A 1421-nucleotide genomic window follows, 5' to 3' on the forward strand; every position below is an offset into this window, starting at 1 on the left:
TGCATGTGCGGGGCTCCTGGGGTCGTGCCGCCGTGTCGTGTCGGTTCCCGGTGAGCGGTCCCGCGACCACGGCGTGGTCGCGCACGAGGGTAGCCGCACCCCGGACCGCGTCGGTCAGCGCCGGGGCGACCACCGCGTGGACGGGGCGGACGGGACGGCGGACACCGCGTCGTACACGGCCGTTCCCAGGCGCACCGCTCCGGCCCCGGTCTCCCGCCTTCCGTTCCGCTCCCGGCGGTCGGCTCAGGCGGGGGTGGGAGGCGGGGTCAGCAGGCGCCGGGCCGCGTCGGCGGCCAGGGACGCCGCCTCCTCGGGAACACCCCGTTCCCGCACCAGGTGGCGGCGGACCAGGGCCAGGGGCAGCTCCACCACGGCCAGGGCGACCCGCTCCCTCGCCCGCTCCTCCGGTTCGCCGGGGTCGCGCAGGTCCCGCGCCAGCACGGCCAGGAGCGCCCCGACCTCGGCGTTGGCCGACTCCAGACGCACGCGGTCGGCGTCCGGCCACGCGGTCTCGTCGAAGTCGGCGGACCGCCACAGCAGGATCCGGGCCAGGTCCGGACGGGACCGGCTCCACTCCAGCACGTACCGGGCGGTGTCCGCGGCGGCGGTCAGGGGTTCGGATGCGGACAGCGCGGCGCGGCAGCCCTCCTGGAAGGACTCCAGGGCGTGCAGCCACACCGCGGCCAGGAGGGCGGGCCGGTTGGCGAAGCGGTGGTAGAGCGATCCGCTGGGGGCTCCGGCGGCGCGCGCCACCGCCGCCATCGTCACCGCCGCCGGCCCTTTCTCGGCGGCCAGCCCGACCGCGGCCGCGACCAGGTCGTCCGTGCTGAAACGTGCGGGCCTTCCCATGGCTGGGAGCCTATGCCCTATCCTGTTTTAGAGATACCTCTCTAAAATAATCCGCAAGGAGTGGGCATGGGTGTCTACAACCTCCACGAACGCCGCCTTCCCATCGCGCCCGAGCGTGCGGGAGCCCTGGTCGACGGTCTGTCGTCCCCGGACGACCCCCTCTGGCCGAGCCGCGACTGGCCCGCGATGCGCCTCGACGCGCCGCTGGCCGCCGGGGCCGTGGGCGGCCACGGGCCCGTCCGCTACACGGTGGAGGAGTACGTCCCCGGCCACTGGGTGCGGTTCCGTTTCCAGGGGCCGCGCGGCTTCGACGGATTCCACGAGTTCACCGTCCGCCCCGACGGTTCCGGAGGGGCGGTCCTCAGCCACCTGCTCGCCATGCGCACGCATGGTGCGGCCCGCCTGAGCTGGCCCCTCGTCTTTCGCTGGCTGCACGACGCGCTGCTGGAGGACTGTCTCGACCGCGCCGAACGCGCCGGCACCGGAACGGTCCGCGCCCCGGCGCGGTGGAGCCCGTACGTGCGCCTCCTGCGCCGGGTCCTCTCGCGGCGCTCGCCCGCCGCGGAGACGCG

Annotated in this window: 2 protein-coding genes; one reads left to right on the forward strand and one right to left on the reverse strand. The window is 75.2% G+C overall.

Annotation, left to right across the window (positions count from 1 at the left end; all coding sequences use genetic code 11):
* Positions 1 to 243 precede the first annotated feature (243 nt).
* Complete coding sequence (locus D471_RS0103335; RefSeq protein ID WP_017597312.1) at positions 244 to 849, reverse strand: TetR/AcrR family transcriptional regulator; 606 nt, start codon at positions 847 to 849, stop codon at positions 244 to 246.
* A gap of 66 nt (positions 850 to 915) precedes the next feature.
* Here D471_RS0103335 and D471_RS0103340 point away from each other — a divergent pair.
* Positions 916 to 1421: hypothetical protein (locus tag D471_RS0103340; protein ID WP_017597313.1), on the forward strand; the 506-nt coding region annotated here is incomplete at its 3' end.

This window comes from Nocardiopsis lucentensis DSM 44048 (genome assembly GCF_000341125.1).
Taxonomy (GTDB): Bacteria; Actinomycetota; Actinomycetes; order Streptosporangiales; family Streptosporangiaceae; genus Nocardiopsis; species Nocardiopsis lucentensis.